Raw genomic sequence first — 24,057 nt, forward strand, 5'->3', positions numbered from 1 at the left:
TGGGCCTTGTGGCGAAGGGCCTGGCGCCAGGCCCATGCTTCACACGCCCATCCCGCCGACACCGCTCAAGCGCCCCTCCAGGCGTCGCTTCAGGCCCCGGGACTCGATCACCAGCCGCGAGCCCTTGGCCGCGCTGGCCCGCTCCCATTCTTCCAGCAATTCCAGGCACGCATGGTCGATGTAGCCCAGGTGGTTGAGCGGCACATGCAAGGTCGTCCCCGCCGGCACCGTGGCCAGGACCTGGCTCAGCGCGGGCACCTTGAGGAAGGTCGCCGTCCCCACCAGGCGCAGTTCCATCTGTCCCGCCTGCGGCAGGTCGACCAGGCTGATCTTCAGGCGCGCGGCCTGCAACGCCAGCTTGAGCAAGGTCAGGGCGAAGCCCACCAGCACCCCGGTCAACAGGTCGCTGAAGACGATCGCCAGGGCCGTCACCGCATAGGTGAACATCGGCATCCGCCCGTAGCGTCCCAAACCACGGAAGGCCTTGAGATCCACCAGCTTGAAGCCGGTGTAGACCAGCACGCCGGCCAGGCTCGCCACCGGGATGCGCTGCAGTACGCTGGACAGCAGCAGGACGAACCCCAACAGCCACAGGCCGTGGAAGATGGTCGAGTAGCGCGTGCGGGCACCGGCCTGGACGTTGGCCGAACTGCGCACTATCACCCCGGTCATCGGCAGGGCGCCCAGCAGGCCGCAGAGCATGTTGCCGGTGCCCTGGGCCGACAGCTCGCGGTCGAAGTCCGAGCGCTGGCCGTTGTGCATGCGATCCACAGCAGCAGCCGAGAGCAGCGTCTCGGCACTGGCGATGAAAGCCAGGGCCACGGCCGCTACCAGCAGGGCCGGGTCCGCCAGGTGCAACAGGTCGCCAGGACGCAACCAGTCGATGGCCTCGGCCATGCTGGCCGGCACCTCGACCCGGTTCACCGGCAGCGCCAGCAGCAGGCTGGCCAGGGTCGCCAAGCCCACCCCGAGCAGCGCCCCGGGGACGAAACGCAGCGCCCGGGGCCGCCACTTGTCCCAGCCCCACATCACCGCGATGGTCGCCAGCCCCAGCAACCCGGCCTGCCAGCCCAGGCCATCGAGGGCCCGCGACAGCGCGGCGGGAAAGCCGGCGAGGTTATCCAGCCCCGAGGCCTGGGGCGCGGCATCCACCAGCACGTGGACCTGGGACAACACGATCAGCACCCCGATACCCGCCAGCATGCCGTATACCACTGCCGGTGCCGTGACCCGGAACCAGCACCCCAGGCGCAGGCGCCCGGCCAGCCACTGCAACAGCCCGGCCAGCAACAGGACCGGCCCGAGCATGGCCACCCCATGCAGGCGCACCAACTCGAAGACCAGCACCGCCAGCCCCGCGGCCGGGCCGCTGACCTGCAATGGCGATCCCGCCAGCCAACCCACCACCAGGCCGCCGATGATCCCGGTGATCAGGCCCTTGGCCGGCGGCAGGCCCGAGGCGATGGCAATCCCCATGCACAGGGGCAGGGCCACCAGAAACACCACCACCGAAGCCAACAGCTCCCGTGGCAGGACACTTTTAAGCTGTGCTGCACGCATGACAACTCTCCCGACATTTTCTTCAGGCGTGGCAAGGCCGGACTGCTCGCAAGCCGCCCAGGCCAAGACCTCACCAGGAATTGAGGTGGATTCAGAAACGCGCTTTGGGCGTCGCCACGGGAATCGGATGGCTACCGTCGAGCGGCAGGAAACAGCTCTTGTCCGCGTCGTAGGCCTTGATCGAGCTGGTCTCGATGTCATAGACCCAGCCGTGGATGAACAGCTGGCCGTTGGCCATGCGCGAGGCAACGGAAGGATGGGTACGCAAGTGCTGCAACTGGGCGATGACGTTCTCTTCGGTCAGGACATGCATGCTCGAAGGCTCGTCGGCGCACGAGCAATTGTCCTGGACCATGGTCCGGGCCACTTCGGCGTGGCGCAACCAGGCCCTGACCGTGGGCATCCTTTCCAGGCTCTGCGGGTTGAGCACGGCGCGCATGGCCCCGCAGTCCGAATGCCCGCAAACGATGATGTGCTGCACGCCCAGGGCCATTACCGCGTATTCGATCGCCGTGGACACACCACCGTTCATCTGCCCGTAGGGCGGTACCACGTTGCCCACGTTGCGGGTCACGAACAGGTCGCCAGGGGAACTTTGGGTGATGAGTTCGGGAACGATCCGCGAATCGGCACAGGCGATGAACATCGCCCTTGGTCGCTGGGCCGTGGCGAGTTTCTTGAACAACTCTTGCTGCTGCGGAAAGACTTCATGATGAAAATGCAAAAAACCGTCGACGATATGCTGCAGCGCTGCATCGGCGGTCTCGGCGGAACCGTTGGTAGGGGCTGGAGCCGACGCAGCCAGCGGCTGTTTATCCTTGTCACTCATGATTGATGCTCTCTGTCGGATGTGGTGAATGTTCCAGACATGATCCGGCACGACGCCAACGGCTGAGCAAAAAACGACCGAACCGTCGGAAGTGACATCCAAGTCACTTGATGAGCAAGGTAGCCGTGAAAACTTAACTCAAACTGAATGCAGCGCTCTAGAACGCCACTATGGGCCGCGAAACGATGGGCGGCACCTCCCTTCGCAAAAGCCACGGGCCTACAGCAACGACATCTGCCTGCCCGGCGGACAGAATGCCGAGCAGTCCAGGTCGAAACCGCCGCGACGGTCGAGCCCCAGGCGCTTGAGTGCCTTGGCGAAACGCTGGGCCAGCAGGTCGGCGAACGGGCCCTCGCCGCGCATGCGGCTGCCGAAACGGCTGTCGTAGAGCTCGCCGCCGCGGCTCTGGCGGATCAGGCTCAGGACATGGGCCGCCCGCTGCGGGTAATGCGCCGCCAGCCATTCCTCGAACAAAGGCGCCACCTCCAGGGGCAGGCGCAGCATCATGTAGGCCGCGCTTTGCGCCCCGGCGGCCTGGGCCTCGGTCAGCAGGGCCTCCAGTTCGCTGTCGTTGATCATCGGGATCATCGGCGAGCACAGCACTCCCACCGGGATGCCCGCTTCGCGCAACACCCGGATCGCCCGCACGCGGGCCTTGGGCGCCGCGGCCCGGGGCTCGAGGATGCGCTTGAGTTCATCGTCCAGGGTGGTGAGGCTGATCATCACCGCCACCAGCCGCTGCCGGGCCAGCTCGGCCAGCAGGTCCAGGTCGCGCAGGATCAGCGAACCCTTGGTGACGATGGTCACCGGATGCCGGTAGCGCAGCAGCACCTCCAGGGTGCGCCGGGTCAGCCGTTGTTCACGCTCGATCGGTTGGTAGGGATCGGTATTGGAACCCAGGTTGATCGGCGCGCACTGGTAGCCGGGTTTGGACAGTTGCTGCTCCAGCAGGGTGGCGGTATTGCTCTTGGCGATCAGCCGGGTTTCGAAGTCCAGCCCCGGCGACATGTCCCAGTAGGCATGGCTGGGCCGCGCATAGCAGTAGATGCAGCCGTGCTCGCAACCGCGATAGGGATTGATCGAGCGATCGAAGGGCAGGTCCGGCGAATGGTTGCGGGTGATGATCGACTTGGCGATTTCCAAGCGCACCTCGGTGCCCTGGGTCAGCGGCACTTCCTGGTGCCAGCCGTCATCCTCGGCCACCGAGCGGCTGGGGGCGAAACGGTTGTGCGGGTTGCTCGCGGTGCCGCGACCGCGGGGCGGCAGGGGGCTGGACATGGGGGCACTCCATAACTGTATGCGCATACAGTAATTGAGCTGCGACAAGCTGCCTAGCGCCGTCGAGCAGAACGCTCGCGAACTTGGTCAGCGAACGGGTCAGTCGCCCCCACCCATCGTTGATCTTGATCCGTTTATCGTTGGTTTCCAGCTCCTGGTAGCTCCCGCCAAAGCTCGACTTCACCTTCGAATCGAGATCAGGGCCGGTCTGCTCCTTGAGCTCGCAGAAGGCCGACAGACGCCAAGGCCTGCGAAGGATTCGCGCCAACGACGCTGCCTGCGCTATAACGCGGGCGACCCTCAAAGGAACACGGCAATGCCCATGACACCCGGCACACTGGAAAAGATCTTCTATGCGGCCTACGCCTACCTGCCGAGCTACGGGCAAGGCGCCGACCTGATCATCGTCAGGGCCGCGGATGGCCAGCTCTGGGGCCTGGCCTGCGAGTTCGATCTGTGCACCCGGGACATCCGCCAGGCCGCAGTGAGCGGCCCGCAGCCCTTCGATGCAGCCGATGCGAAGTTCGCCGAGGCGCACTGGCGCCCTCACCACGACGACATCGGCCTGCTGCCCGCGAGCTGGGAAGACCTGATGAACGCCGGATTGGCGGACTGCATCGCCGGCTACCAGCTACAAAGCCAGCTGGGGATCCAGCCCTTCCCCCGAGGCTGAAGGGCCGCATCCAACCGGCGCCCGTTGCGGGCGCCGGTCCTGCCACTAGTGACGTGGAATCACGTTGCCCAGGTCGTCGTTGGAGGTGCTCTGCAGGCGCCCGTCACGCAGCCCGGCCACGTCCGCGGCCTTCACCGGTGCACCCTGGTTGCCCCAGCTGCTGCGGATGAAGCTAACCACGTCGGCCACCTCCTGGTCCGACAGCCGCCAGGCGAAGGGCGGCATGGTGAGGGTCGACGGCGCGCTGTGGGTGGCGGGCAGGGTACCGCCCTTGAGCACGATGTTGATCAGCGAGGTGGCGTCCTCCGATTGCAGCACCGGGTTGCCGGCCAGCGCCGGGAACACCCGGGTATAGCCATGGCCATCGGTACGGTGGCAGGCGGCGCAGTTGTCGATGTACACCGAGGCGCCCGGCTTGCTGTCGTCGCCTTTCCACAGGGCATCGGCCACCTGCTTGTCGTACGGGTGCGGCTGGTCGGCGGGATCGTTGGCCGGCAGCGACTTGAGGTAGCGGGCGATGGCCGTCAGGTCCTGGTCGCTCATGTACTGCATGCTGTGGACCACCACATCGCTCATGCCACCGAACACCGCGCTGCGATCGCTGCGGCCGGTCTTGAGGAACTGCACCAGTTGCTCTTCGCTCCAGCTGCCCAGGCCGTCCTTGTGATCGCCACGCAGGCTCTTGGCGATCCAGCCCTCCAGCGGTGCGCTGCCGGACAGGAAGGCACTGCCTTCGCTGGCGCTCAGGGCCTTCTCCTGCATGGTCAGCGCCCGTGGCGTATGGCAGGCGCCACAGTGCCCCAGGCCTTCCACCAGATAGGCGCCACGACTGATCAGCGGGTCGCTGTCGGCCGCCACGGCGGCTGGCGCCACGCTCGGGGCGAACATCCAGCGCCAGATCGACAACGGCCAGCGCATGCTCAGGGGCCAGGGAATGTCGCTGTCCTGGTTGTCCCGCACCACCGGCGCCACGCCGTGCATGAAGTAGGCGTAGAGCGCCTGCATGTCGGCGTCGTTGACCCGGGCGTAGGACGGGAAGGGCATGGCCGGGTACAGCGTGCTGCCGTTCTTGGCCACGCCATGGCGCACGGCCCGGTCGAAGTCCTCGAAGCTGTAGTCGCCGATACCGGTCTTGTCCGGAGTGATGTTGGTGGAATAGATCACCCCGATCGGGGTTTCCATCGGCAGGCCGCCGGCGAACGGCTTGCCGTCCTTGGCGGTGTGGCAGGCGACGCAGTCACCGGCACGGGCCAGGTATTCGCCCTGCTTGACCAGGGCCGGGTCGACCTCGGCGGCCTGGAGGGAGGCGCTGCCCAACAGCGCCAGGCTGGCGATAACGAGTGCTTTCATGGTCATCGCTCCTTATGCCTGGACCAGCGGGCCGGGGTTCTTCAGGTACTGCTCGCGGATCGCCCGCGCCGACCAGTAGGTCAGCGCCGCCACCAGCCCGGTGGGGTTGTAGCCCAGGCCCTGGGGAAAGGCCGAGGCTCCAGGCACGAACACGTTGTGCACGTCCCAGCTCTGCAAGTAGCGGTTCAGGGCGCTGGTCTTGGGGTCGGTGCCCATGATCGCGCCACCGTTCAGGTGAGTGGTCTGGTAGGAGGCGGTATTGAAGTGCTCGCCGACCTGCTTGCCCAGCAGGGCGATGGCCTTGGGGTTCATCGCCTGGGCGATCTTGCCCATCTTCTCGACCATGAAGCGGTTCATCTTGATGTCGTTTTCCTGCCAGTCGAAGGTCATCCGCAGCAGGGGCAAGCCGTAGGCATCGCGGTAGACCGGGTCCAGGTCGAGGTAGTTGCCCCGGTAGGACTGGTGCGCACCGTGGGCGTCCATGGACACCTGGTGGGTGTAGTAGTCGGCCGTGGCCTTCTTCCAGGCGCTGCCCCAGGCCGGGGTGCCTGGCGGGTTGGACGTCCCGGCGATCGGCCGGCTGCCGGCCTGGTTGACCCAGAACGGCGAACCCCCGACGAAGCCATGGGGGCCGTGGTCGAAGTTGTCGGCGTTGAAGTCGTCCACCGCCACGCCGTTGCCACCGGCGCCGATGAAGTTGTTGGTGTGCACGTCCTTGTCGAAGTAGGCCTTGATGGTGGCCATGTTCTGGTAGGCGAAGTTCTTGCCCACCACGCCTTCGCCGGTGATCGGGTCGTAGGGCTTGCCGATGCCCGAGAGCAGCATCAGGCGCACGTTGTGGAACTGGAAGGCGCCGAGGATCACCAGGTCCGCCGGTTGCTCGATCTCGCGCCCCTGGGCGTCGACGTAGGTGACGCCGGTGGCCAGGGTCTTGCTGCTGTCCAGGTTGACCTTGAGTACATGGGAATTGGCCCGCAACTCGAAATTCGGCAGCGGCTTGAGGGCCGGCAGGATATTCACGTTGGGCGAGGCCTTGGAATACATGTAGCAGACGTAGCCACTGCAGAAACCGCAGAAGTTGCACGGCCCCATCTGCGCGCCATAGGGGTTGGTGTAGGGCCCCGAGGTATTGGCCGACGGCAGGTTGTAGGGCTTGTAGCCCACTTCATTGGCGGCTTTCTGGAACAGCTGGGCGGAATAGGTGTTCTTCTGCGATTCCAGCGGGAAGTGGTCCGAGCGATCCGGCGCGTAGGGGTTGCCGCCCTTGCCTTCGCCCACCAGCTGGCCCTTCACGGTCCAGGCCTGGCCCGAGGTGCCGAAGACCTTTTCCGCATAGTCGAAGAACGGCTCCAGCTCTTCGTAGGTGACGCCGAAGTCCTGGATGGTCATGTCCTTGGGGATGAAATTCTTGCCGTAGCGTTCTTCATAGTGGCTGCGCATGCGCAACTCGATGGGGTCGGCGCGAAAGTGCACGCCAGACCAATGCAGGCCGGCGCCGCCCACGCCATTGCCGGGCAGGAAGGCACCCAGTTGGCGGTTGGGCAGGGCCACGTCGTTGACGCTGTGGCGGATGGTCACCGTTTCCTTGGAAATATCCTGGAAGAGCTTCTTGCGCACGCTGTAGGTGAGCTCGTCGATCACCTGGGGATAACTGCCGTCCGGGTAGGTGTCCTGCATCGGCCCACGCTCCAGCGCCAGCACATTGAGCCCCGCCTCGGTCAGTTCCTTGGCCATGATGGCGCCGGTCCAGCCAAACCCGACGATCACTGCGTCGACCTTCTTCATCACTGTCGCCATGCTCAAGCCCTCTCGCCGCGAATCGATACTGCCGGGAAGGGGTACTGCTCGTTACGCTCCACCCAATCCATGAAATCGGCGCGCGCGCCGGGGAAGCCGATCAGGGTCCAGCCCACCAGGCCCTTGTTGCCACCGTGGATCGGGTCGCTGAAGAAACCCTCCTTGGTGTTCTGCAACAGCAGGTTGAAGAACAGCTTGGCCGGGACCGTGTCGAACTGCGGCGTACCCGCCTCCAGCTGCTTGAGCAATTCGTCTCGGGTAGCGCTGTCTTGAGCAGCAAATGCTTGGCCCTTGAGCTGCTTGCACCAAGCGTCCGTCGCAGCGATACCCAGGCGATAGATCTCCTTGGGCACCAGCTTGCTCTGCCAGCCCATCTCTGGCGCGGCATCGGCCTTGAACGGGCCTTGCATGTACCACAGGGCACCAGCGGCGTAAGGCGTGTTCATCTGTCGGTCGATGTATTCCGGAACGCCGGCTTCCAACGCGCCAGGCCCCATGTCGTCCGCCGGGATCAGGCGTTCCACCGCCGCCTTGATGAAGGCCCATTCCTCGGCGCTGAAGTAGCTGGGCTCATAGTGGCCGCCACTCGCCTGCTTGCTCGGCGCGGCGGGCTTTTCGGCTGCGACAGCCTCGGGAGCCACGGCCAGCATGCTGCTGCCCAGTCCGGTACTGGCCACGGTGACTACCGGGATCAAGGTCAGGGATTTACGCAAGAACTCACGCCGCGGGTTGTCGCGATCTTGATCGGACATGGGTGCACCTCATCAGGCATTGATGGATTTCAGCCGCGTCATGGCGCGGCTTTGTGTTTTGGTAACGCAGAAAGCCGGGCAAAACCCGGTTTTATGAACACATCAGCAAACAATAGTTACAAATGATAGCAGGCTAAGCATTCGAATTAATCGTTTCAGCTCCAAAAAAAAGCTCAGTTGATTCAAAAAAGGCAGGATCAGATTTGCTTCACGATTCTTTGACACAGGCCTCACGGAGCATTGACCGGTACAGGGCGAGACTGCCGCCATCGTTCCCTCACCCGTGACCGTCCATGTCGAGAACTCGCTTGCTTCCCGCTCTTTGCCTGGCATTGCTGGCCCTGCTCGCTCCCCTGGCGCAGGCCGCCGACCGCCCCGAGCATTGGGCCCAACCGGTGGAAAAACAGTACAACCTGTACCAGATGTCACCGACCCTGTATCGCAGCGCCCTGCCGGACAAAGACGCCGTGCCGTTGCTGGAAAAGCTCAAGGTGGGGACGGTGATCAACTTCCTGCCCGAGTCGGACAGCAGTTGGCTGGCGGCGCCAGGCATCCATCAGGTGCAACTGCCTTACCGTACCAACCACGTGGATGATGCCGATGTGCTCAAGGCCTTGCGCGCGATCCAGAGCGCCGAAGCCCAGGGCCCGGTGCTGATGCACTGCAAGCATGGCTCGGACCGCACCGGACTGATGTCGGCGATGTACCGGGTGGTGGTCCAGGGCTGGAGCAAAGAGGAAGCCTTGAGCGAAATGACCCAGGGCGGATTCGGCGACAGCACCCACTTCAAGGACGGCATTCGCTATATGATGCAGGCCGATGTGGAGAAACTGCGCACGGCACTGGCCAACGGCGACTGCAGCACCAGCGTGTTCGCCACCTGTTCGGTGAAGAGTTGGTTCGAGACGGTCAGCGCCGGCAAGCCGGCGAACTGATTGCGAGGCGGGAGAGGGCTTTCCCGTAGGAGCCAAGCTTGCGCGCCGCGATGTGTCTGACACACCGCTATCGCGCGCAAGCTGCACTCCTACAGGGGTTCCCGGTTACTGGGGTTCGTCGGTTTTCTTCTTCAACTTGGGGTTGGGGAAGAACTGCACCGACTGCACCTTGGCATCCGCCACCTTGAGGGCCGCGGTGTTCACCCGCGTGCTCAATTCCTTGGGTACCGACAGTCCCTGCTCGTTCAAGGTGTCGGAGTAACCGCAGGCCACGCATTCGCGATGGGGCACGTCGTCTTCGCTCCACATCATCAGCTTGTCCTGCTCACTGCACGCCGGGCAAACCGCACCGGCGATAAAGCGTTTCTTGGTCTTCACGGGGGCTTCACTCATGCTGCCGCGTCCTCGCTGAGGCCGCTATGGCGCAAGAGTGCGTCAATCGACGGGGCCCGTCCGCGGAAATCGACGAACAGCACCATCGGCTCCTGGGAACCGCCACGGGCCAGGATCGCCTCGCGGAAGGCACGGCCGGTCGCGGCGTTGAGCACACCCTCTTCCTCGAAACGCGAGAAGGCGTCGGCCGACAGCACTTCGGCCCACTTGTAGCTGTAGTAACCGGCGGCATAACCACCGGCGAAGATGTGGGCGAAGCTGTTGGCGAAGCGGTTGTAGGCCGGCGGACGCATCACCGAGACCTCGTCGCGCACGGACTCCAGCACCTGCAGCACGCTGCGGCCATCGCCGTGGGTGGCGTGCAGTTCGAAGTCGAACAGCGAGAACTCCAGCTGGCGCACCATCATCATCCCGGACTGGAAGTTCTTGGCCGCCAGCATCTTGTCCAGCAGGTCCTGGGGCAGGGCTTCGCCGGTTTCGTAGTGACCGGAGATCAGCGCCAGGCCCTCGGGCTCCCAGCACCAGTTCTCCATGAACTGGCTCGGCAGCTCCACGGCATCCCAGGCCACGCCGTTGATCCCGGAGACACCGGCATGCTCGATGCGGGTCAGCAGATGGTGCAGGCCGTGGCCGAACTCGTGGAACAAGGTGGTGACTTCATCGTGGGTCAGCAGCGCAGGCTTGCCGGGTGCGGCCGGAGTGAAGTTGCACACCAGGTTGGCCACCGGGCTCTGCAGGGTACCGCTGGCGGTGCGCCGACGGTCGCGGGCGCCATCCATCCAGGCACCGCCACGCTTGTTCGCACGGGCATAGAGGTCGAAGAAGAAGCGGCCGACGTGCTGGCCGTTCTCCCTGATCTCGAACAGGCGCACGTCCGGGTGCCAGGCATCGAAACCCTTCTGCTCGGCGATCTCGATGCCGTACAGGCGCTGGACGATGGCGAACAGGCCGGACAGCACCTTGTCGATGGGGAAGTAGGCGCGCAAGGCTTCCTGGGACACGCTGTAGCGCTGCTCACGCAGCTTCTCGCCATAGAAGCCGCTGTCCCAGCTTTGCAGGTCAGGGCAACCTTGCTCGGCGGCATAGGCCTTGAGCTGTACCAGATCCTGGGCGGCGAACGGCTTGCTGCGCTTGGCCAGGTCCCGCAGGAAACCCAGCACCTGGTCGCTGGACTCGGCCATCTTGGTGGCCAGGCTCAGCTCGGCGAAGCTGGCGAAACCCAGCAGCTTGGCCAGCTCCTGGCGCAAGTCGAGGATCTCCTGCATCACCGGGCCGTTAGCGTGTTGGCCGGCGTTGGGGCCCTGGTCGGAGGCCCGGGTGCAGTAGGCGGCGTAGACCTCTTCACGCAGGGCGCGGTCCTGGGCGTAGGTCATGACCGCGTAGTAGCTGGGGAACTCCAGGGTGATCAGCCAGCCGTCCAGGTCCTTGGCCTGGGCCGCGGCGGCCATCTGCGCCTTGGCCGAATCGGTCAGGCCGGCCAGCGCCGCTTCGTCGGTGATGTGCTTGGTCCAGGCCTGGGTGGCATCGAGCAACTGGTTGGAGAAGCGACTGCCCAGCTCGGACAACTTGCTCTGAACCTCGGCGTAGCGCTTCTGCTGCTCCGGCGGCAGGTCGATGCCCGACAGGCGGAAATCGCGCAGGGAGTGTTCGAGGATGGTCTTTTGCGCCACATCGAAACCCGCCGCCTCCGGGCTCTTGGCCAAGGCGTCGAAGGCCTGGAACAGCTCGCGGTTCTGGCCCATTTCGGTGGAGTAGGCGCTCAATGCCGGCAGGCAGGCCTCATAGGCCTCGCGCAGTTCGGCGCTGTTGCACACGGCATTGAGATGGCTGACCGGGCTCCAGGCGGCGCCCAGGCGATCGTTGAGCTCGTCCATGGCCAGCACCAGGCCGGCCCAGGTCGGCGCAGTGGCCTGGGTCTTGAGGATCTCGGCGATGGCGGCGCGGTTGTCAGCCAGGATCTGTTCGATGGCCGGCTGTACGTGTTCGGCACGGATCGCCGAGAACGGGGGCAGGTCATAGGGCTGCAGAAGAGGGTTGTTCACACTCACGGTGGGCACCTTGGCTGGAAGAAACATTGAGCCATCTTAATTACAATCGACCGCAATCGCAGCTATAGACCCCATTAATAAATCTCAGAGAGGCACCTGCACTTGGCCATCCGCACCTATCAGGACCACAGGCCGAAACTCGGCGAACGAGCCTTCGTCGACCGCTCGGCGGTAGTCATCGGCGACGTCGAGATCGGCGCCGACAGCTCGGTCTGGCCCCTGACCGTGATCCGCGGCGACATGCACCGCATCCGCATCGGCGCCCGCACCAGCGTGCAGGATGCCAGCGTGCTGCACATCACCCATGCCGGCCCGTTCAATCCCGAGGGTTTCCCGTTGTTGATCGGCGATGACGTGACCATCGCGCACAAGGTCATGCTCCATGGCTGCAGCATCGGCAGCCGGGTCCTGATCGGCATGGGCAGCATCGTCATGGACGGCGCGGTGGTAGAGGACGACGTGATAGTCGGTGCCGGCAGCCTGGTACCGCCGGGCAAGCGCCTGGCCAGCGGCTTCCTCTATGTCGGCAGCCCGGTGAAGCAGGTGCGGCCGCTGACCGACAAGGAACGTGCGTTCTTCACCTATAGCGCCGGCAACTACGTGAAGCTCAAGGACCAGCACCTGGCCGAAGGCTACGACCAGCCCTGACCAACCGTTGCACAGCCCAGGAATTCCCATGCATTACCAAACCGTATTGTTCGATCTCGACGGCACCCTCACCGACCCTCGCGAAGGCATCACCCGCTCGATCCAGTTCGCCCTGGGCAAGCTGGGCATCGACGAGCCGGACCTTGCCAGGCTCGAACACTTCATCGGCCCGCCGCTGCTGCAGGCCTTCATGCAGTTCTATGGCTTCGACGAGGCCCGGGCCTGGGACGCGGTGAACTTCTATCGCGAACGCTTCAAGGTCACCGGCCTGTACGAGAACCGCGTCTTCGACGGCGTCATGCCGCTGCTCGAGACCCTCGGCGGCCAGGGCCGGCAGCTGTACATCGCCACCTCCAAGCCCTGGGTGTTCGCCCGGGAGATCGCTCGTCACTTCGACTTCGCCAAGCACTTCAAGGTGATCTACGGCAGCGAGCTGGACGGCACCCGTACCGACAAGGTGGAGCTGATCGCCCACCTGCTGGAGCAGGAACGCCTGGACCCGGCCGACACCCTGATGATCGGCGACCGCAAGCACGACCTGATCGGCGCGAAGCGCAATGGCCTGGACGCGGCAGCGGTGGGCTACGGCTTCGGCAGCCACGAGGAACTGAGCGCCGAGGCACCGGCCTATCACTTCCAGACCCTGGAGCAACTGCACCAGGCCTTCCTGCCGCGCTGAAGCGAGCGCATCGCGGGCCAGCACGCTTATCCCGGTAGGAGCGAGGCTTGCCCGCGATGAGGACGGATCGTCAGATCCAGATCGCATCCCAAAGCGAATAATCTCCTACCTGCTTCACTAACCCCGCGCGTAATGGATTGGCCACGATGTACCGTGCAATGGCCAGTACATCTTCTTCCTTGCGAATGCCCCGATCATGGTAACCACGTTGCCAAACTGCCTCTTTGCGCCGCCGCTGGCGATTCAACGATACGCAAATGCGCGAGCGTGTTATGCCCATCAGCACAGGTAACGTGGTGTCGTGCAGTTCGACCAACCAGTGAAAATGATCGGGCATGACGACAAAGGCCAATGAGCTGGCGAGTTGCTCCTGTTCGGCCTGCTTGAAAGCCGCTACTACCAGGCGCCCCGCTTGCAAATTGTCGAATAGGGGTTCTCGGTCCTGGGTGACAGAGGTAAGGACATAGATGTGCCCGGGCTGGGAATAGCGTCCAGTGCGCAGGCGATGAGCGTGAGGTTTTTGGGGCATGGTCAATCCTCCTTGATCATGTTTCAGGCTAGATCGAAGGAGGCAGAGACGGGGTGTATCTGTAGTGCTAGATGTGTCCGGAAAGGCGCTATCGCGGGCAAGCCTCGCTCCTACGAAAGCAAGCGTGTTCCTGGGTGTGCTTCTAGAGGCCACCCATCAGGGCTTTGAGCGCCGCCTTGCGCTTATCGGGCGACTGGCGGCCGAGCTTTTCAACCGCCGCGTAGAAGGCCGGCCAGTCGCCGTGCACTTCCTTGAACAATGCGGCGAAGGCCGGCACCCACTGGTCGTACAGGCCGAAGGGCAAGAGCCGGGCATTGTTCATGGGGGCGTCGATCCAGGCGTCGTAGCGCTTGGAGCCGGCCCATTGGCTGTCCCGTAGCTGGCGGTAGTCCTGGCGCATGCGCTCGAACTCCTGGGCCTTGCGCTGGCGCATCTGCTCGGCGGGCAAGGGCAGGGCATACAGCTGCTCCAGGCGCTTGCGGGTGTCGAGCACCAGCTGGGTGAACTGGTCGCGCTGGCGCAGCTCGCCATCGGTGGCCGGCGGCAAGCCGCGATAGGCCCGCCATTGCCGGGTGCCTTCCTGCTCGACGAAAGTGGCGAAGGACTCGTTGAACTCGGTGTCGTCCTTTACGTAGAAGCGCTGGTGGGCCAGCTCATGGAAGATCAGGGTCGCCAGGCGCTCGTCGCCCCAGTGCAGCATCGAGCTGATGATCGGATCGTCGAACCAGCCCAGGGTCGAATAGGCCTCCACCCCGCCAACGGCCACATCCAGGCCCTTTTGCTGCAACAGCGCCGCCTCGCCCCGGGCCGCGCCCTGGTTGTAGTAGCCGCGATAGGCCACGCAACCGGCGATGGGAAAGCAATGGGTTTGCGGGGCCAGGGAAAACTCCGGGGTAGCGAACACGTTCCACACCACATAGGGCCGGCCGATATCGACGTACAGCCGATAGCTGCGGTTGTCCGGCAGGTGCAGGTGCTCGCTGGCGAAGGTCCGGGCCCGCTGCGACTGGACCAGGTGGGCCCGCAAGGTAGCGTCGCGGGATGGATCGGCCAGCACCTGGGTTACCGGCTTACGCGCGCGCAACAGCTGTAATTGGCCACTGGCCAGCTGGCTGTAGTAGCTGGCGCTGCTGCAACCGTTGAGCAGCAAAAGCACCAGGATCGGAAACCAAACGCGCCAAACGCGATCAAGTACCCCATGGCTTGGACACGGCCTAGTCAAATCGAATCATCCACAGAGAGTCTGCCCGCAAGACTATCTCGCCTGCCTGGAGCTTTGCCATGCGCGTGTTGCTGCTGACCACCGGATTGCTGGCCCTCAACGGCTGTACCAGCCTGCCCGATCCCGACCCGGCTCAGGCCTGGATCGATCTCGCCCCACCCCAGGACACCACCTTGCAAGCCGTGCAAGTGGACGCCAAGGGCGCCGGGGACCCGCGCTACTTCCAGGTCCAGCCGGGCAGCCATGAATTGACCCTGCGCTACCAGTTCGCCGTGGCCCCGGGCAATATCGGCGCCGACGTGGAGGAGCCGCTATGGCGCGACTGCCAGTTGAACGTGAAATTCAGCGATTTCAGCGCTGGCCAGCGCTACCAGGTGCGGGCCGGCAACATCGGCTTCCATCCCTGGGCCAGGCTCTACGACGAACAGCACACCCTGCTGGGCAAGGCACAACCGGCGGGCTGCCAGCGCAGCTGATCGGCGCTATGCTGGGGCTCCTTCGCTGACCCGGCCCCTTGTTCATGCGCCTGCCACTGCTGATCCTCGCCCTTGCCACCCTCACTGCCTGCAGCACGCCACTACCCAGCGTCGACCCGCAACAGGCCTGGATCGACTTGGCCACCCCGGCGCCGGGGGGCCGGCTGCTGATGGCCGAGCGCCTGGACAACCAGCGCCTGAGCGACGGCCGGTTCTTCCAGGTCACACCCGGCAGCCACGAGCTGATGGTGCGTTTCGATTTCGAAGTGTTCGCCGGCGGCATGGGCATGACCACCGACCCACAGGAGCGGCTGTGCTACCTGAGCCTGCGCTACGACCACTTCCAGGCCGGCCAGCGCTACCGGCTGGAAGCCCGCAACCTGGCGTTCACCCCCAGCGCCCGGCTGTACAACGCCCAGCGCGAGATCGTCGCCGAAGAGCGGATGATCAACTGCGTACCCTGAGCCGGTTCAGCGATCGTTCTTCTGGTAGATGATCTTCTTCGTGCCGTTCTCGCAGCTGCCGACCACCATGTTGTCGTCGTGGACCTCGTCATTGGTGACGATTTCCAGGGTGTAGGAGGAGACGCCCCGGGCCTGGATCTTGGCTTCGATCTCGGCCTTGAGTTCCTCGCAGGGCTTGGGCGCGGCCAGGGCCGATGTGGCCAGCGCACAACTTGCTACCGCCAAGGCAAAACGTTTCATGATTGCAAACTCCCTTGTTGCGGCGTGTGCGAACGCACACTCAAGCCGCAGTCAGGTATTCGACCACATTTTCCATGACCCGGTGCTGAACGGGCGCACAGCCTGGGCCTGCCGGCTCCCGATGCGGAAGCCGGCGGCCACGTTCAACCGAGCAGGGTCGCGTCCAGCGTGATGCTGGCCTTGAGCACCTTGGATACTGGGCAACCTTCCTTGGCCTTGCGGCTCAGTTCGTCGAACTGCTGCTGGCTGGCCCCCGGGATCCTGGCCTTGAGGACCAGGTGCACGGCAGTGATGGCGAAGCCGCCATCGACCTGGTCCAGGGTCACTTCAGCCTGGGTATCGATACTCTCGGCCTTGAGCCCGGCCTCGCCGAGGATCATGGAAAACGCCATGGAAAAGCAGCCGGCATGGGCCGCGCCGATCAATTCCTCGGGGTTGGTGCCCTTGCCGCCTTCGAAGCGTGCCGTGAAGCCGTAGGGGGCGTCGCGCAGGACCCCGGTTTCGGTGGAAATCGATCCCACGCCGGTTTTCAGGTCGCCTTGCCAATGGGCCGAAGCCTTTTTCTGGATAGCCATGTATCTCTCCTCGAGGAAGCGGTGCAGGGGAATTCCCGCGCCTCAAGGGTTCTGAGGACAGATCCGCGGGCAAAGTTCAGCCGGTCTGCAGCGACCATTCACCCGACAAATTCACTCTGGCTATTGAAACTCGGGTATATGCCCACATTGCATAGGTCTGACTGACAGATTTCGGCAGGTTTTGCGCGTGTAAAAGCCTGCACACCTCAAGGAGAAGCAGGCTTATGCAATCGCTGTCCGCTGTGAAGTTCTCGACCCTCGACCTGGTGCCCGTGCGTGAAGACGGCAGCCCGGCCCAATCCCTGCGCAATTCCCTGGACCTGGCCCAGCATGTGGAGAAGCTCGGCTATACCCGGTTCTGGGTCGCCGAGCACCACAACATGGATGGCATCGCCAGTTCCGCCACCTCGGTGCTCATCGGCTATCTGGCCGGCGGCACCTCGACCATCCGCATCGGCTCTGGCGGGGTGATGCTGCCCAACCACGCGCCGCTGGTGATCGCCGAGCAGTTCGGCACCCTGGAAAGCCTGTACCCGGGACGCATCGACCTGGGCCTGGGCCGGGCTCCGGGCTCGGACCAGATGACCGCGCGGGCCCTGCGCCGGGAACGTTCCGGCAGCGCCGACGACTTCCCCGAGGATGTGGCCGAGCTGATGGCCTACCTGGGCCCGCGCTCCCCGGAACAGCGAGTGATCGCGATGCCCGGCACCGGCAGCAACGTGCCGGTGTGGCTGCTGGGTTCCAGCCTGTTCAGCGCGCAGTTGGCTGGGGAGCGAGGCCTGCCCTACGCCTTCGCCTCGCACTTCGCACCGCGCTACATGCATGAGGCGATCCGCGTGTATCGCAATCACTTCAAGCCTTCGGCGGTACTGGACAAACCCTACGTGATGCTCGGCGTACCACTGGTAGCCGCCGATACCGACGAGCAGGCCGACTACCTGGCGACCTCGGTGTACCAGCGCATCCTCGCCCTGATGCGCGGCCAGAGCCTGGTCCAGCGCAAGCCGGTCAAGAGCATGGACGGCTTGTGGCTGCCCCATGAGAAGGACGCGGTGGGGAGTTTCCTCGGCCTGGCGATGATCGGCAGCCCGGCGAAGATCCGCGCCAGGCTGGAAGTGCTGGTGGAACAGACGGGCGCCGACGAGTTGATCTTCACCTGCGACCTCTACGAGCACGCCGACCGCCTGCATTCCTACGAGCTGCTGTCCCAGGTGATGAAGGGCTGAGCGGGCCTGGTTTCCGGGCACAAAAAAGCCGACGCCTGGCGTCGGCTTGGTTTTTCCCGGAGGCTACAAGGGATCAACCGCGCTTGTAGACGATCTCCTTGGTGCCGGCTTCGCAGGAGCCGACCACCTTGCCATCGGCCGCGGCGCCCTTGTCGACCACTTCCAACGAGTAGTGGGGGACGCCCTTGGCATCGATCTTCGCGGCGATCTCGCTCTTGAGCTCCTCGCATGGCTTGCCGGCGGCAAGGGCAGTTCCCGCAAGACTGAACAGAGCAGCAGCTAAAACTAGTTTTTTCATCGGTCACATTCCCTGGTCGGATCAACAGTGGCGGCGTGAATGCCAGCCTGACAGAGGCTCAAGACAGTTGTAGCGCTTTGCCATTTCCTATGGCACTCGGCCAGCGCACAAGTTCCAGAGCCTAGCTCAAGCCCTCAACTATTGGCAATGCGGAAGCCAACCTTGAGGGTGACCTGGAAATGCGCCGCCTTGCCGTCCTTGATATGGCCACGGGTCTCGGTGACTTCGAACCATTCCAGATGCTTGATGCTCTTGTGCGCCTCGGCCAGCGCGTTGTTGATCGCGTCTTCGATGCTGTTGGGCGAAGAACCGACCAGCTCGACCTTCTTGTAGGTGTGATGATCACTCATGGCACTCTCCTTTTCCGGTGGTGAACTAAAGCCTAGCAGTGATTGCCCGCTGCACTTGTGGCGCCTTGTCTCAGGGTGAAGTTCAGATTTTCTGCACTTTCCCAAGGCCGTGCAGTCGGAACCTACACACTTCATCACCACGTTGCAGGAGAGCCCACATGGCCAATTCGTCGTTACGCAAAGCCTCGCTGGAAAGTATGGAAGCCGAGATCGAGAGCCTGCTCAAATCCCTGGAGAGCCTCAAGGACGACGCGTCCGAAGAGTCGCGCAAGACCCTCAAGACCCTCAAGAGCAATGCCGAAAGCGCGCTGAAACATTCGCGCAGCCTGCTCAGCGATGCCTATGAAGAGGTCAAGGTGAAAACCCGCGAGACCGGGATCGCCACCCGCGACTACGCCCAGGAGCACCCCTGGACCACCGCCGGCGTCGCCGTCGGGGCCATCGGCCTGCTGGCCGCCTATCTGTTGTGCAAGCGCAACAACTGAGTCCGGCTCTTCACAGCAGAACTCAAGCCGGTTGGCGCAGTTCGGTCTTCAGCCACTGCGCCAGCTGCCGGGCGCGCCCGTCGGCGGCGCGCTTGGGCGACCATAACGCCAGCTGCCCAGGGGTCTCGCAAAAGCCCCAGGGCGCCACCAGCCGACCCGCCAGCAAGTCCTCGGCCACCAAGGGTTGCGGGGCGATCGCCACCCCCAGCCCGGCCACCGCCGCCTCCAGCAAATAATACAGATGCTCGAACCCCTGGCCGTATTTCAGTGCCTCGGGGGCGATGCCGTTGCGCCGTGCCCAACTGGGCCAGGCCTGGGGTCGTGAGGTGGTGTGCAGCAGCGGCTCGGCCACCAGGGCCGTCGCCGGTGCCTGGTGCAGGCGCGGATAACCGGCGTAGCGCGGGCTGAGCACCGGGCCGATGCGTTCGCCGGCCAGCTCATGCACCTGCATGTCCGCCGGCCAAGGCGGCTCGGCGAACACCAGCAGGGCATCCAGCCCCGGCCGTCGTGGGTCCAGATCGCCTTCGCCGGCGGACAGGTGCAGGCGCAGGTCCGGCAGGTCGGCATTGAGCCGGCCCAGGCGCGGAATCAACCAGCGCGCCAACAGGCTGCCGGAACAACCGAGGACGAAAGGCGCATCGGCGCCGCCTTGAGTGAGTTCGGCACAGACATCCCGCAAGCGTTCGAAGGCCTCGCTGCTGGCGTCCCGCAGGCGTACTCCGGCATCTGTGAGTTTAACGCCACGCCCATCCTTGCTGAAAAGGCTCAGCCCCAAGTGTTCCTCAAGCACCTTCAATTGCCGGCTGACCGCGCCGTGAGTGACATGCAGCTGCTCGGCGGCCTGGCTGACGCTGTTCAACCGGGCAGTGGCTTCGAAGGCCCGCAGGGCATTCAGGGGGGGCAGGTCGCGGCTCATTTGACTTGTGAGTTTTCCTGACAGGTTGTGGCGATCTTATCGGTTTTCAGCGCCCGATGGCAGGGGTAGAGTGGGGTCCATTGTTTCCACGCTTTCTTTCACGAATCCATCCGGGAGCGCTCCAATGACCCAGTCCCAATTGCGTAATGGTCCTGACGAAAACGGCCTGTTCGGCGGGTTCGGCGGCCGTTATGTCGCAGAAACCCTGATGCCGCTGATCCTCGACCTGGCCCGTGAATACGAAAAGGCCAAGCAGGACCCCAAGTTCCTCGAAGAGCTGGCCTACTTCCAGCGCGACTACGTCGGCCGCCCCAGCCCGCTGTACTTCGCCGAGCGCCTGACCGAGCACTGCGGCGGCGCCAAGATCTACCTCAAGCGTGAAGAGCTCAACCACACCGGCGCGCACAAGATCAACAACTGCATCGGCCAGATCCTCCTGGCCAAGCGCATGGGCAAGCAGCGCATCATCGCCGAGACCGGCGCCGGCATGCACGGCGTGGCCACCGCCACCGTGGCTGCGCGCTTCGGCCTGCAATGCGTGATCTACATGGGCACCACCGACATCGAGCGCCAGCAGGCCAACGTATTCCGCATGAAGCTGCTGGGCGCCGAGGTGATCCCGGTCGTGGCCGGCACCGGCACCCTCAAGGATGCGATGAACGAAGCCCTGCGCGACTGGGTGACCAATGTCGACAACACCTTCTACCTGATCGGCACCGTGGCCGGCCCCCACCCGTACCCCGCCATGGTCCGCGACTTCCAGGCGGTGATCGGCAAGGAAACCCGCGAGCAGATGCAGGCCCACGAAGGTCGCCTGCCGGACAGCCTGGTGGCATGCATCGGCGGCGGCTCCAACGCCATGGGCCTGTTCCATCCGTTCCTCGATGACCAGGGCGTGCAGATCATCGGCGTCGAGGCCGCGGGCCACGGCATCGAGACCGGCAAGCACGCCGCCAGCCTCAACGGCGGGGTGCCCGGCGTACTGCACGGCAACCGCACCTTCCTGCTGCAGGACGACGATGGCCAGATCATCGATGCCCACTCGATTTCCGCCGGCCTGGACTATCCCGGCATCGGCCCGGAACACGCCTGGCTGCATGACATCGGCCGGGTCGAGTACACCTCGATCACCGATACCGAGGCCCTCGAGGCATTCCACCAGTGCTGCCGCCTGGAAGGCATCATCCCGGCGCTGGAGTCCTCCCATGCTCTGGCGGAGGTATTCAAGCGTGCACCCAACCTGCCCAAGGACCACCTGATGGTGGTCAACCTCTCGGGCCGTGGCGACAAAGACATGCAGACCGTGATGCACCACATGCAACAGTCCCAGCAGGAGAAACACTGATGAGCCGCCTGCAAACGCGCTTTGCCGAACTCAAGGAACAGAACCGCGCCGCCCTGGTGACCTTCATCACCGCCGGTGACCCGAACTACGACACGTCCCTGGCGATCCTCAAGGGCCTGCCGGCCGCCGGCGCCGACGTGATCGAACTGGGCATGCCCTTCACCGACCCCATGGCCGACGGCCCGGCGATCCAGCTCGCCAACATCCGAGCCCTGGGCGCCAAGCAAAACCTGGCGAAAACCCTGCAGATGGTCCGCGAGTTCCGCGTGGACAACAGCGACACGCCGCTGGTGCTGATGGGCTACTTCAACCCGATCCACCACTACAGCGTACCGCGCTTCATCGCCGATGCCAAGGCCGCCGGGGTCGATGGCCTGATCGTGGTGGACATTCCGCCAGAACATAACAGCGAGCTGTGCGACCCGGCCCAGGCCGCAGGCATCGACTTCATCCGCCTGACCACGCCGACCACCGACGACACGCGCCTGCCCAAGGTGCTCGACGGCAGCTCGGGGTTCGTCTACTACGTGTCGGTGGCCGGGGTGACAGGCGCCGGCGCCGCGACCCTGGAACATGTGGAGCAGGCCGTGGCCCGCCTGCGCCGGCATACCGACCTGCCCATCAGCATCGGTTTCGGCATCCGTACCCCGGATCAGGCCGCGGCCATCGCCCGTCTGGCTGATGGCGTGGTAGTGGGCTCGGCGCTGATCGACCACATCGCCAGCGCCGAAACTCCCGCCCAGGCCGTGGACGGTGTGCTGAGCCTGTGTTCGGCGCTGTCCGAGGGCGTGTGCAAGGCCCGGATCGGCTAAGGCCGGGCCAGCAGCGAAAAAGGGTTCCAGGAGCAGTCCTGGAACCCTTTTTTCATTGCCGGGCGCCTCAGAACACGCTCAGGTCCAGAGGCCGCAGCGCGCCCATCCAGATCGCATGCTCGGTGTGATCCCGTAGCTCGTCGCCGGTTTCCGGGTGCAGGAACACCACCAGCCCCTGGCGATTGAGCGCCAACCAGGGCACCACCTGGCCGAACAGTTCCGGCCCGAAGGCCAGCTGGCAGCTCCAGTCCGGATGCGGCCCGACTTGCCGCTCGTGGACCCGGCCCATGCGCAGGTCGAACAATTGCGCCGCCTGCTCGCACAAGGCCCGGGCCTGGTCGATGGTGCTGGCGTCAAAATAGACATGGGCGTGATAGCCCTTGATGCATTGCATGCAAACCCTCGCGATGTAAGACGAACCCTCGTGGCCCGCCACAGGTCACAAGCCTACCAGTAGGAAACAAGGAGGCCCGGCCATGAAAAATGCCGAAACCCCAGTGGTCAAGCTGGCGCTCTATGGTGCCATGAGCAGCCTGGGCAGTGCGCTGATGGCGGAAAGCCTGAGGCGCCAGCATGAAGTCATCGCCATTCTCGACGATCTCACCGCCCTGGCCCCGCGCCCTGGCTTGCGCACCAAGGGCGGTAATCTGTTCGATGCCGAGGGGGTGCAGCAGAGCGTAGCCGGCTGCTCGGCGGTGATCTGCCTGCTGGATGCTCCCGGCCTGCCGGGCAGTGCGATCCCGGGCAGGGTCGCCGATCCGCTGGCCCAGGTGCAGGCGGCCGATGCGCTGGTTGCAGGCCTGCAAGCGGCCAAGGTCCAGCGGCTGGTCCTGGTGGGCAATTTCGCCATTCTCGACGACCCGCCCGTCTATACCAGCCTGCCCCGTCACGCTGCCGAGGAGATCCTCGAGGCCCTGCACAACAGCCCGCTGGACTGGACCCTGGTCAACGCCCCGCGTTCGGTGGCCGGGCTGGGTATCGAACACTTCAACCAGGTGGGCGAGAGCCTCGAGCCCGGGCTCGCCGAGCCCCTGCGGCGGCTCAACGGCGTGGCCGTGGGCATCAATGACGAGCTGCGCCTGAATCTGCACCTGCGCGAGCACGTGGAGTTCGTCGGCATCCACGAAAACGCTTGATGCTCAGGACAGGGGGGCCAGGCTCGCCGCCACGTCCAGCAGCTGTCGTCGCAACCACAGGTGGGCCGGATCGGTGTCGTTGCGCCCATGCCAGATCGCCAGCAGCGGCGATGGCTCGACCGCCAGCGGCAAAGGCCGCTGGCACAGGCCCAAGCGCCGCTCAAGATCCCGAGCCAGGGGTTGCGGCACGATCGCCACCAACGGCGACTGCTCCAGCAACTGCGGCAGCACCAGGGAGTGGGGCAGGGTGACCTTGTACCGGGGCCGGCGCCCGATCGCCGCCATGGCTTGCTCCAGCTGCTGGCGGTGGAACATCTCCGATTGCCGGGCGATGCCGCGCTCGAGGATGTAGCCGTTGACCGCGCCTTCCTCCTGGCCACCGACCGAAAGGATGACCAAGGGGCAGTCCGCCAGGGCCTGCAGCGTCACCTGCGGCAGCTCGAGCAGCGGGTGGCCGGGACACATCAGCAATACATCGCGCTGCTCCCACAGGCAGGCGCTGTGCACCCGCCGCGGCAACTCGGCGAACATGCCGATGGCCAGGTCGATACGCCCGACATCGATCTGTTCGGCCAGGTCCAGGCGGGTCGAGGGCCGGACCACCAGGTCCACCCCCGGCGCCTGCCGGGCCAGGCGCTGCAGCAATGGCGCCAGCAGCACCGAACTCAGGTAGTCGTTGCTCGCCAGGGTGAAGGTGCGCACGGCGCTGGCCGGGTCGAAGGCTTCCACGCCCACGGTGCGCTGGATGCTCAGCAACGCCTCGCGCAACGGGCCGGCGATCGCCTCGGCCCGGGCCGAGGGCTGCATGCCCCGGGCGGTGCGGATGAACAGCTCGTCCTGCAGGGATTCGCGCAGCCGGGTCAGGGCATGGCTGACCGCCGACTGGCTCAAATGCAAGCGCTTGCTGGCCAGGAGGATGCTGCGGTCCTCGTAGACCGCAGCGAAAACCCGCAGCAGGTTGAGGTCGAAACGCGGGAGGCCGGGCACTTCGTCACGGAGCATATTGCATATCCTGCAGGAGGCTATTGCGGATTGTTCGCT

Annotated in this window: 28 protein-coding genes; 11 read left to right on the top strand and 17 right to left on the bottom strand. The window is 64.7% G+C overall.

What is annotated here, in order from left to right; all coding sequences use genetic code 11:
* Window positions 1–39: 39 nt before the first annotated feature.
* From H7A76_RS00335 to H7A76_RS00345, 3 genes are all read right to left on the bottom strand, one after another.
* Window positions 40–1,560 carry a SulP family inorganic anion transporter gene (locus H7A76_RS00335; RefSeq protein ID WP_185696706.1) on the bottom strand — a complete coding sequence of 507 codons (1,521 nt, stop codon included), beginning with the start codon at window positions 1,558–1,560 and terminating at the stop codon, window positions 40–42.
* A gap of 91 nt (window positions 1,561–1,651) precedes the next feature.
* A complete protein-coding gene (locus H7A76_RS00340) occupies window positions 1,652–2,389 on the bottom strand; it encodes a carbonic anhydrase (protein ID WP_260497882.1) in 738 nt (245 codons plus the stop codon).
* Between the two features lie 219 nt (window positions 2,390–2,608).
* On the bottom strand, window positions 2,609–3,667 hold the full coding sequence (locus tag H7A76_RS00345) for a PA0069 family radical SAM protein (RefSeq protein WP_185696707.1): 1,059 nt from the start codon (window positions 3,665–3,667) through the stop codon (window positions 2,609–2,611).
* Between the two features lie 316 nt (window positions 3,668–3,983).
* Between H7A76_RS00345 and H7A76_RS00350 the strand changes: the two genes are divergently transcribed.
* Window positions 3,984–4,340, top strand: coding sequence for a hypothetical protein (locus tag H7A76_RS00350; protein WP_185696708.1), 357 nt, complete (start codon window positions 3,984–3,986; stop codon window positions 4,338–4,340).
* A gap of 45 nt (window positions 4,341–4,385) precedes the next feature.
* On the opposite strand, the gene H7A76_RS00355 is transcribed toward H7A76_RS00350, so the two are convergent.
* From H7A76_RS00355 to H7A76_RS00365, 3 genes are read right to left on the bottom strand one after another with little or no spacing between them, the layout of a single operon-like run.
* Window positions 4,386–5,690: a cytochrome c gene (locus tag H7A76_RS00355; RefSeq protein ID WP_185696709.1), complete on the bottom strand. Its 1,305-nt coding sequence runs from the start codon at window positions 5,688–5,690 to the stop codon at window positions 4,386–4,388.
* Between the two features lie 12 nt (window positions 5,691–5,702).
* Window positions 5,703–7,487 (bottom strand): GMC family oxidoreductase, encoded by a 1,785-nt coding sequence (locus H7A76_RS00360; RefSeq protein WP_031320868.1) that lies wholly within the window; start codon window positions 7,485–7,487, stop codon window positions 5,703–5,705.
* A gap of 2 nt (window positions 7,488–7,489) precedes the next feature.
* Entirely contained in the window at window positions 7,490–8,239 is a 750-nt protein-coding gene (locus H7A76_RS00365; protein WP_185696710.1) for a gluconate 2-dehydrogenase subunit 3 family protein, read from the bottom strand.
* Window positions 8,240–8,532: 293 nt separating this feature from the next.
* Here H7A76_RS00365 and H7A76_RS00370 point away from each other — a divergent pair, with 293 nt between their 5' ends.
* Window positions 8,533–9,174 carry a tyrosine-protein phosphatase gene (locus H7A76_RS00370; protein ID WP_185696711.1) on the top strand — a complete coding sequence of 214 codons (642 nt, stop codon included), beginning with the start codon at window positions 8,533–8,535 and terminating at the stop codon, window positions 9,172–9,174.
* A 105-nt stretch (window positions 9,175–9,279) separates the two neighbouring features.
* Here the strand turns inward: H7A76_RS00370 and H7A76_RS00375 are convergent, their stop codons facing one another.
* Complete coding sequence (locus tag H7A76_RS00375; RefSeq protein WP_022642248.1) at window positions 9,280–9,567, bottom strand: YheV family putative zinc ribbon protein; 288 nt, start codon at window positions 9,565–9,567, stop codon at window positions 9,280–9,282.
* Window positions 9,564–11,615, bottom strand: coding sequence for an oligopeptidase A (prlC, locus tag H7A76_RS00380; protein ID WP_312026228.1), 2,052 nt, complete (start codon window positions 11,613–11,615; stop codon window positions 9,564–9,566). The genes H7A76_RS00375 and prlC overlap by 4 nt, the downstream gene beginning before the upstream one ends.
* Window positions 11,616–11,717: 102 nt before the next feature.
* Here prlC and H7A76_RS00385 point away from each other — a divergent pair, with 102 nt between their 5' ends.
* Both H7A76_RS00385 and H7A76_RS00390 read left to right on the top strand, forming a co-directional pair.
* Window positions 11,718–12,263 carry a gamma carbonic anhydrase family protein gene (locus H7A76_RS00385; RefSeq protein ID WP_185696713.1) on the top strand — a complete coding sequence of 182 codons (546 nt, stop codon included), beginning with the start codon at window positions 11,718–11,720 and terminating at the stop codon, window positions 12,261–12,263.
* 28 nt (window positions 12,264–12,291) lie between these two features.
* On the top strand, window positions 12,292–12,942 hold the full coding sequence (locus H7A76_RS00390) for an HAD family hydrolase (RefSeq protein ID WP_185696714.1): 651 nt from the start codon (window positions 12,292–12,294) through the stop codon (window positions 12,940–12,942).
* Window positions 12,943–13,012: 70 nt separating this feature from the next.
* Here H7A76_RS00390 and H7A76_RS00395 read toward each other — a convergent pair whose 3' ends face one another.
* Both H7A76_RS00395 and H7A76_RS00400 read right to left on the bottom strand, forming a co-directional pair.
* Entirely contained in the window at window positions 13,013–13,471 is a 459-nt protein-coding gene (locus H7A76_RS00395; RefSeq protein ID WP_185696715.1) for an REP-associated tyrosine transposase, read from the bottom strand.
* Window positions 13,472–13,613: 142 nt separating this feature from the next.
* The gene (locus tag H7A76_RS00400) at window positions 13,614–14,693 is read right to left on the bottom strand and encodes an aminopeptidase (protein ID WP_185696716.1); all 1,080 of its coding nucleotides are present in this window, start codon (window positions 14,691–14,693) and stop codon (window positions 13,614–13,616) included.
* A 59-nt stretch (window positions 14,694–14,752) separates the two neighbouring features.
* On the opposite strand from H7A76_RS00400, the gene H7A76_RS00405 reads away from it, so the two are divergent.
* Together H7A76_RS00405 and H7A76_RS00410 are read left to right on the top strand one after the other, a co-directional pair.
* The gene (locus H7A76_RS00405; protein WP_185696717.1) at window positions 14,753–15,169 is read left to right on the top strand and encodes a hypothetical protein; all 417 of its coding nucleotides are present in this window, start codon (window positions 14,753–14,755) and stop codon (window positions 15,167–15,169) included.
* A gap of 44 nt (window positions 15,170–15,213) precedes the next feature.
* On the top strand, window positions 15,214–15,633 hold the full coding sequence (locus H7A76_RS00410; RefSeq protein WP_185696718.1) for a hypothetical protein: 420 nt from the start codon (window positions 15,214–15,216) through the stop codon (window positions 15,631–15,633).
* Window positions 15,634–15,639: 6 nt separating this feature from the next.
* On the opposite strand, the gene H7A76_RS00415 is transcribed toward H7A76_RS00410, so the two are convergent.
* Together H7A76_RS00415 and H7A76_RS00420 are read right to left on the bottom strand one after the other, a co-directional pair.
* Window positions 15,640–15,873, bottom strand: coding sequence for a DUF1161 domain-containing protein (locus tag H7A76_RS00415; RefSeq protein ID WP_022642240.1), 234 nt, complete (start codon window positions 15,871–15,873; stop codon window positions 15,640–15,642).
* 143 nt (window positions 15,874–16,016) lie between these two features.
* Window positions 16,017–16,448 (bottom strand): OsmC family protein, encoded by a 432-nt coding sequence (locus tag H7A76_RS00420; RefSeq protein WP_185696719.1) that lies wholly within the window; start codon window positions 16,446–16,448, stop codon window positions 16,017–16,019.
* Window positions 16,449–16,672: 224 nt separating this feature from the next.
* On the opposite strand from H7A76_RS00420, the gene H7A76_RS00425 reads away from it, so the two are divergent.
* Entirely contained in the window at window positions 16,673–17,674 is a 1,002-nt protein-coding gene (locus H7A76_RS00425) for an LLM class flavin-dependent oxidoreductase (RefSeq protein ID WP_185696720.1), read from the top strand.
* Window positions 17,675–17,747: 73 nt separating this feature from the next.
* Here H7A76_RS00425 and H7A76_RS00430 read toward each other — a convergent pair whose 3' ends face one another.
* Both H7A76_RS00430 and H7A76_RS00435 read right to left on the bottom strand, forming a co-directional pair.
* A complete protein-coding gene (locus H7A76_RS00430; protein ID WP_185696721.1) occupies window positions 17,748–17,972 on the bottom strand; it encodes a DUF1161 domain-containing protein in 225 nt (74 codons plus the stop codon).
* A gap of 134 nt (window positions 17,973–18,106) precedes the next feature.
* Entirely contained in the window at window positions 18,107–18,322 is a 216-nt protein-coding gene (locus tag H7A76_RS00435; RefSeq protein WP_022642236.1) for a dodecin, read from the bottom strand.
* A gap of 158 nt (window positions 18,323–18,480) precedes the next feature.
* Here H7A76_RS00435 and H7A76_RS00440 point away from each other — a divergent pair, with 158 nt between their 5' ends.
* Window positions 18,481–18,807 (top strand): YqjD family protein, encoded by a 327-nt coding sequence (locus tag H7A76_RS00440; protein WP_022642235.1) that lies wholly within the window; start codon window positions 18,481–18,483, stop codon window positions 18,805–18,807.
* Window positions 18,808–18,829: 22 nt separating this feature from the next.
* Here H7A76_RS00440 and H7A76_RS00445 read toward each other — a convergent pair whose 3' ends face one another.
* Complete coding sequence (locus H7A76_RS00445; protein ID WP_185696722.1) at window positions 18,830–19,723, bottom strand: LysR family transcriptional regulator; 894 nt, start codon at window positions 19,721–19,723, stop codon at window positions 18,830–18,832.
* 124 nt (window positions 19,724–19,847) lie between these two features.
* Between H7A76_RS00445 and trpB the strand changes: the two genes are divergently transcribed.
* Window positions 19,848–21,068 (top strand): tryptophan synthase subunit beta, encoded by a 1,221-nt coding sequence (gene trpB, locus H7A76_RS00450; RefSeq protein WP_022642233.1) that lies wholly within the window; start codon window positions 19,848–19,850, stop codon window positions 21,066–21,068.
* Window positions 21,068–21,880, top strand: coding sequence for a tryptophan synthase subunit alpha (trpA, locus tag H7A76_RS00455; protein WP_185696723.1), 813 nt, complete (start codon window positions 21,068–21,070; stop codon window positions 21,878–21,880). Before trpB ends, trpA begins: the two co-directional genes overlap by 1 nt.
* Window positions 21,881–21,947: 67 nt before the next feature.
* On the opposite strand, the gene H7A76_RS00460 is transcribed toward trpA, so the two are convergent.
* Window positions 21,948–22,274: a DOPA 4,5-dioxygenase family protein gene (locus H7A76_RS00460; RefSeq protein ID WP_185696724.1), complete on the bottom strand. Its 327-nt coding sequence runs from the start codon at window positions 22,272–22,274 to the stop codon at window positions 21,948–21,950.
* A gap of 82 nt (window positions 22,275–22,356) precedes the next feature.
* Here H7A76_RS00460 and H7A76_RS00465 point away from each other — a divergent pair, with 82 nt between their 5' ends.
* Window positions 22,357–23,016, top strand: coding sequence for an NAD(P)-dependent oxidoreductase (locus H7A76_RS00465; protein ID WP_185696725.1), 660 nt, complete (start codon window positions 22,357–22,359; stop codon window positions 23,014–23,016).
* Between the two features lie 3 nt (window positions 23,017–23,019).
* Here H7A76_RS00465 and H7A76_RS00470 read toward each other — a convergent pair whose 3' ends face one another.
* Entirely contained in the window at window positions 23,020–24,018 is a 999-nt protein-coding gene (locus H7A76_RS00470; protein WP_185696726.1) for a LysR family transcriptional regulator, read from the bottom strand.
* Between the last annotated feature and the right edge of the window lie 39 nt (window positions 24,019–24,057).

Source organism: Pseudomonas sp. MSSRFD41 (genome assembly GCF_014230245.1).
Taxonomy (GTDB): domain Bacteria; phylum Pseudomonadota; class Gammaproteobacteria; order Pseudomonadales; family Pseudomonadaceae; genus Aquipseudomonas; species Aquipseudomonas piscis.